This is a genomic window from Lapillicoccus sp., from assembly GCF_046595215.1.
Classification (GTDB): Bacteria; Actinomycetota; Actinomycetes; order Actinomycetales; family Dermatophilaceae; genus Lapillicoccus.
Window position 1 is genome coordinate 1 of the sequence record NZ_JBKJPP010000147.1, and the last position, 6,089, is coordinate 6,089.

Here is a 6,089-nt window from a genome sequence, read left to right on the forward strand (position 1 = left end):
CGCCGGGCACGGTCCGCCACCCGGCCCCCGAGCCCGCGCATCCGGCAAGCCGTACCCCTGCCTGAGAGAACCGGGCCGCAAGGGGGCCACACAAGCTGGTCGCTAGGGGACCTGGTAACTGAGGCAACCTATACCGTACGACCGGGTCTGGGATGGGAAACCGTTGTCAGCAAACGACTATGTGATCTCCGCTGATGAGAAGACCTCGATCCAGGCTCGGTGCCGGTGCCACCCGTCCAAGGCCCCGGGCAAGGCCCGGATAATGCGGGTCAGCCACGACTACCACCGCGGCGGTGCGCTGGCCTACCTGGCCGCCTACGACGTCCACCGGGCCAAGATCTACGGTCGCTGCGAGGCCACGACCGGGATCGAACCGTTCACCGCACTGGTCGAACAGGTCATGACCACCGAGCCGTATGCATCCGCCGACCGCGTGTTCTGGGTGGTCGACAACGGCTCGTCCCACCGGGGACAGAAGGCCATCGCCCGACTCGCCGAGCAGTTCCCCAACGCGATCATGGTGCACACCCCAGTCCACGCGTCCTGGCTCAACCAGGTCTCTGTTAACCGGCCTTGGATGAGCGGACTCGCCCGGGGGGCCTGAGGTCCCGGTTGGGGACGCGGGCGGCCACCACACTTGTCCCGGCGTCCCAAGAGGAGGGGCCATGCATCAACTGCGGGTCGTATCAACCGGCGAGGGCCATCGGCTGCGTCGTGCCGGGACGCCGGGGCCGGCCTGGACGTCGGTTTGGTCAACGCGTTCCTCGCCCATCTCGGGGTTCGCTGTTTCTCACCGGCGACGGTCCGCGCCTATGCCTACGATCTGCTGAGCTTCCTGCGGTTCCTGTTCGCCCGTCACGCCACGCTCGCCGATGTGGTTCCCACCGACCTGTTCGACTACCTCGAGTGGCAGCAGCGGCCCATCCCCACTGCGGGAGCGAAGGTGGTGGCCCTGACCGGGCGGCGTGGCGCGGCCCCGGCCTCGATGAACCGGCGGATCGCCGCGGTGCGGGGGCTGTTCGAGTACGCGGTGACCAGTGGACTGCGCGTTGACAACCCGGTCCCGGCGGCTCGCCGCTCCAGCGGGCTGCGGGCGAAACGCCGCGGTCTGCTGGGACACACAGCCTCGGACCGGTCCGGGGCTGGAGGACGGCTGGTCCGTCAGCCACACCGGCTGCCGGAGTCCTTGGACCGGGAGGAGATCGGCGCCTTCTTGGCCGACCTGGCCACCTACCGTGACCGGGCGATAGTGCTGCTGATGGCGCTCGGCGGCCTACGCGCCGCGGAGGTGCGCGGTCTGCTGCTCGCGGACGTGGACATGGGTCTGCACAGGGTCCGGGTGCTCGGCAAGGGCGGACGCGAACGGGTGGTGCCGGTCGACCCGGCATTCTTCGCCGAGCTCGCCGGTTACCTGCGTGAGGAACGACCACCGGGTTGCGCCACCCCGACGTGCTTCGTGGTGCTGCATGGCCCGAGCGCCGGCGGGCCGCTGACCGAGGCCGGGATGCGCCGGATCTTCCGCACTCACCGGGCCCGCTCAGGGGCGTCGCGGGTTCGTCCGCACCGGCTGCGGCACAGCTACGGCACCGAGCTCGCCGCCGCCGGGATCGACCTGCTGGTGCTGCGCGAGCTGATGGGTCACGTCTCCCCGGAGACCACCGCCGGCTACGTGCACCTGTCCGCAGCGACGCTGGCCACCGAGTACGCCGCAGCCAGGGGCGGCACCCGATGAGGTCCGCAGCAGTCATCGGGCCGGACCCGGCGCCCGGACAGGACGCCAGTGGCGCGGTGGCGACCCAGCACCTACTGGCCGACTACCGGGCCTACGTCGCCGCTCTGAGAATCAACCCGGACGCCAAGCGGTTACGCCGCCGCGCCGCCGAACGGCTGACCGACGTCCACCCGGACCTGTGGGCGTGGCTGACCCGCCCGACCGCGGCCCGGATGGCGGACCTGAGCCGCAGCAAGGCGTGGCCGATGATCTGCTGGGCCTGGGTGGTCGGCAGGCTGCCGGTCGATCTGGACCTGATGCTCCGCCAAACGCCAGGGCGATCTCTATGCCTTGTGGGCTACAGCCCACCCCGACGACGTCGCCCGGGTCGCGTCCTGCTCCACCACCTTGGGCTGGGGCGCCAACTGGGCCCATCAGGTTAGCGTCACCGGCTTGGCCGTGGTCTGTCTGAACGCCGGAGCCAAGAGCCTCGACCAGCTCACCGATGACGACATCACGGCCTGCACCAAGGAGCTGGCAGAGTCGCCGTCGCTGACCGCGACGATCCGCGGGCACAACACCGCTCGCGTGTTCGGCCTGCACCACGCCTGCTACCAGCTGCGGGTCTGCCACCAACTACCACGCATCGCGCGCCAGCCAGCAGCCACGATCGAGGAAATGCTCACCGCCGGTATCCCCCAACCCGAAATCCGTCAGGTGGCGCTGCGCTACCTCGCGTTGGTCGCGACGACGCTGCGCCACAGCACCGTCGCCCTACGCGCGGACAGCCTCATCGTGTTCGGCGAATACCTCGCCGCGCACCACCCGCAGGTGGTGCGGCTGTCGCAGCTGACCCGCACCCACCTCGAAGGGTTCCTCACCTACAACCACCGCCGGCCCTGGCGCGGCCGGGTCGCTCGAGACCAGCCGGTCGCGGCCTCGGTGTCCAAACGAACCGTGGTCGACCTGCGAGCGTTCTTCGACGACCTCGCCGTCTGGGGGTGGACCGAACGGCCCAGCGCCCTGCTGCTACACCCTGGTGATATCCCCCGCCTGGACCGGCCGCTGCCGCGCGCGCTGGCCCCCGACCACGACCGAGACCTGATGGCCGCCGTCGCCGAGCTGCGCGACCCCTTCGCCCGGCACGGGCTGACGATCCTGCGTGGCACCGGACTGCGCCTGGGCGAACTGCTCGACCTCGAGCTGGACTGCCTGCTCGACTTCGCCAGCCACGGCAGCTGGCTCAAGGTCCCCCTCGGCAAGCTCGCCACCGAACGCACCGTCCCCCTGGACGAGGTCACCCTCGCAGCGCTGGACGGCTGGACCGCTCAACGCGGGCCGCAACGGGCGCTGCCGCATCCGCGCCACGGCCAGCCCACCGACTTCCTCTTCCTCGAACGCGGCCGCAGACTCTCGCCCTACCGACTCCGCCAGGGACTGGCCGACGCGGCCAGCGCAGCGGGTCTCCAAGGCCGCGACGGCGACGCCCTGCACGTCACCCCTCACCAGCTACGCCACACCTACGGCACCACCTTGATCAACGGCGGAATGTCGTTGCAAGCACTGATGTCCCTGCTCGGGCACGTCACCGCCGAGATGACCCTGCGCTATGCCTCCCTCGCCTCACCGACCGTGCGTGCCGCCTACGACCAGGCCATGAACAAGGCCCGCAGCCGGCTCACCCTGCCGATCGCCCCGGTCGGCAAGGCCATCGTCCCCGACCGGGTGCAGTGGCTGCGCGCAGAGATGCTCAAAACCCGTGTCGCGCATGGCTACTGCTCACGTAACCTCGTCGCCGAAGCCTGCTCCTACGCCAACATCTGCGAGCAGTGCGACAACTTCACCACCAGCACGGAATTCGTCCCCGCACTACAAGCCCAGCTCGCCGACGTCACCGAACTGCACGAGGACGCCCAAGCCCGAGGATGGAACACCGAAGTCGCCCGCCATGCCCGCGTCATCACCAGCATCACCCGCCACCTCGACCGACTCGCACACACAGCCTCATCCACGTCAACCACTTGACACCGCCCACCAAGGCCGGTTAATAGAGGTCTACTTCTCCACAATCCAGCGAAAAGCGCTCTCCCCCAACGACTTCACAGACCTCGACGTGGTCGAGCAACGCCTCACCCGCTTCGAGGTCTGAACCGCCCCGGCATGTCCGGAGCGGTTCAGGACATTCCTCCTGGGTCTGGCGGGACATTGGCTCATGACGGGGGACGTTGGGGCTCCGACGATGGTCTGGAGGTCGGGCGGACCGGCCATCTGGATCCCGGAGGAGAGGCCATGGCGGTAGAAGATGTGCACACGGACGGCGTACGTCCGGCACCCCATAGGACGGGTCTGGCCCGGGGCGATGGGGTCGTGCGGGTGGGCTTGTTTGGCTCGTTGCTGTGTGGTGTTCTGACGACGGTTCACTCACCGCCTCCTGTGCGGGATCATCGGAACGGCAGTACAGACATCTACCGACGACCGGGCCGCGAAAACCGGGGACGCTAGGAGACATCGTGAAGATAGTCGGAGCAGTTTTGGAGACCATCGGCGAGACGCGCCCGTTTGCGAACAGTCGACCGATCACTATCTCCCAGCTGGACCTCGATCCGCCCGGCGCCCATGAACTTCTCGTACGGGTCGAGGCAGCAGGACTATGTCACTCCGACCTCTCCGTCGTGGACGGAACTAGACTTCGGCCAGTTCCGATGCTGCTTGGCCACGAGTCGGCAGGCATCGTCGAGGAGGTCGGCTCTCGAGTCGACGACGTGCGCGTTGGCCAACGGGTAATCATGACGTTCCTGCCTCGCTGCGGCCGGTGTCGGGCCTGTGCGACTGGCGGCATAATCCCTTGTGAACCGGGCAGTGCAGCCAACAACGCGGGCACGCTGCTGGAAGGCAGTGTGCGCCTTCATCGCGACGGTGTCCCGGTCATGCACCATCTCGGTGTTTCGGGTTTCGCCACCTATGCCGTCGTGGACCGTCGTTCGGTCGTACGGGTCGACGACGACGTGCCGCCCGACGTTGCTGCCGTAATGGGCTGCGCTGTCTTGACCGGTGGTGGCGCCGTCCTCAACGCCGGTCGACCGGTGGAAGGTGACACTCTGGCGGTTGTGGGACTAGGTGGTGTCGGCATGGCGGCGCTCCTGACAGCAATCGGAGAGCCGCATGTCTCGGTGGTGGCCATCGACATGATGGAGTCCAAGCGCCGGCGTGCCATCGAGTTGGGCGCTCACGAAGCGATGACGCCCGACGAGGCACTGGAAGCGGGACTGTCGGCCGACGTGGTCATCGAGGCCGCCGGAAACGCTCGAGCGTTCGAGACCGCAGTTTCGCTGACCGGGCCCGGCGGGCGCACCGTGACAGTCGGTCTGCCATCCCCTAAAGCGCGAGCTTCCGTATCACCGCTCGGGCTTGTCGCCCAGGGGCGCTCGATCATCGGCAGCTACCTCGGATCGACCGTACCCCCGCGTGACATCCCCGTCTTCGTGGACCGCTGGAGAACCGGGAGACTCCCGGTTGAGCACTTGATCTCCTCGCGCATCGACCTAAAAGACATCAACGCCGCTTTTGACGAGCTCGCCGAGGGACGAGCCATCCGGCAACTGGTGATGTTTGACCAGGCCGACCTGTGAGCGGCCGTGAGGACCGAGACCTGCTCGAGGCCGACTTCCCGGTCCTTTCCGTCGCATCAACCCGCTGGTCGGACAACGACGTCTACGGTCACATGAACAACGCGGTGCATTACCAGCTGTTTGACTCCGCCATCAATGGGTGGATCGCCAGCCAGGCCCCGGACGTTGTGTCCGCAGGCGATGTGATCGGAGTCGTGGCCGAGTCAGGATGCACCTATTATTCCGAGCTGAGCTTTCCCGACGACGTCCTGGTTGGCCTGCGTGTCGAGAGACTCGGGAGGACCAGCGTCACTTATGAACTCGGCTTGTTCGCCCGACCGCAGAACTCCGCACAGACCGAGGGCCGGGCCATCGCGGCCAAAGGTCGCTGGGTGCACGTCTACGTCGATGCGCAGACGCGTCGACCCGCACCCATCCAGGGGCAGCTGCGCACCTTGCTTGAGTCGGCACAGACATGAACGCAGCCACACACAGCTATGGGAAAAGGAACGTAATGACATTGCACGGTCACGAGGCGTCGGTCATTGACGCTGTCAGTAAGCAATTGTTCATCGGCGGGCAGTGGGTCAATGCCGAGGGCAAGAAAACGTTTGATGTGGAGGACCCGGGAGGCGCTGTCGGTCGAGACCGTTCAGCGCGGGCTCAGCCGCAACGAGCTCGCGGCTCGAGTGGGCGCGGACCCCGCTGACGTCGAGCTGGTGCCCCGGTCAGTGACCGCCGCGGGCGCCCACGTCACCGAGACCGACCTG

General features: G+C 67.6%; 6 protein-coding genes. All 6 read left to right on the forward strand.

The annotated features are described in order from the left end of the window. The first annotated feature begins 181 nt into the window (after nt 1–181). Nucleotides 182–604 carry a transposase gene (locus ACLL9L_RS13080; RefSeq protein WP_411285098.1) on the forward strand — a complete coding sequence of 141 codons (423 nt, stop codon included), beginning with the start codon at nt 182–184 and terminating at the stop codon, nt 602–604. Nucleotides 605–748: 144 nt separating this feature from the next. Beyond that, nucleotides 749–1,732, forward strand: a complete 984-nt coding sequence (locus ACLL9L_RS13085) for a tyrosine-type recombinase/integrase (RefSeq protein ID WP_411285099.1) — start codon at nt 749–751, stop codon at nt 1,730–1,732. Then, a complete protein-coding gene (locus ACLL9L_RS13090; RefSeq protein ID WP_411285100.1) occupies nt 1,729–2,154 on the forward strand; it encodes a hypothetical protein in 426 nt (141 codons plus the stop codon). The genes ACLL9L_RS13085 and ACLL9L_RS13090 overlap by 4 nt, the downstream gene beginning before the upstream one ends. Nucleotides 2,155–2,170: 16 nt before the next feature. Further along, a complete protein-coding gene (locus ACLL9L_RS13095) occupies nt 2,171–3,736 on the forward strand; it encodes a tyrosine-type recombinase/integrase (RefSeq protein ID WP_411285103.1) in 1,566 nt (521 codons plus the stop codon). A gap of 485 nt (nt 3,737–4,221) precedes the next feature. Next, on the forward strand, nt 4,222–5,340 hold the full coding sequence (locus tag ACLL9L_RS13100) for an alcohol dehydrogenase catalytic domain-containing protein (protein WP_411285101.1): 1,119 nt from the start codon (nt 4,222–4,224) through the stop codon (nt 5,338–5,340). Then, nucleotides 5,337–5,798 carry an acyl-CoA thioesterase gene (locus ACLL9L_RS13105; protein ID WP_411285102.1) on the forward strand — a complete coding sequence of 154 codons (462 nt, stop codon included), beginning with the start codon at nt 5,337–5,339 and terminating at the stop codon, nt 5,796–5,798. The genes ACLL9L_RS13100 and ACLL9L_RS13105 overlap by 4 nt, the downstream gene beginning before the upstream one ends. The last annotated feature ends 291 nt before the right edge of the window (nt 5,799–6,089 follow it).

Excerpts from the sequence above, each read along its gene's own strand:
- ACLL9L_RS13090 (WP_411285100.1), top strand. The coding sequence starts at position 1,729 with ATGAGGTCCGCAGCAGTCATCGGGCCGGACCCGGCGCCCGGACAGGAC.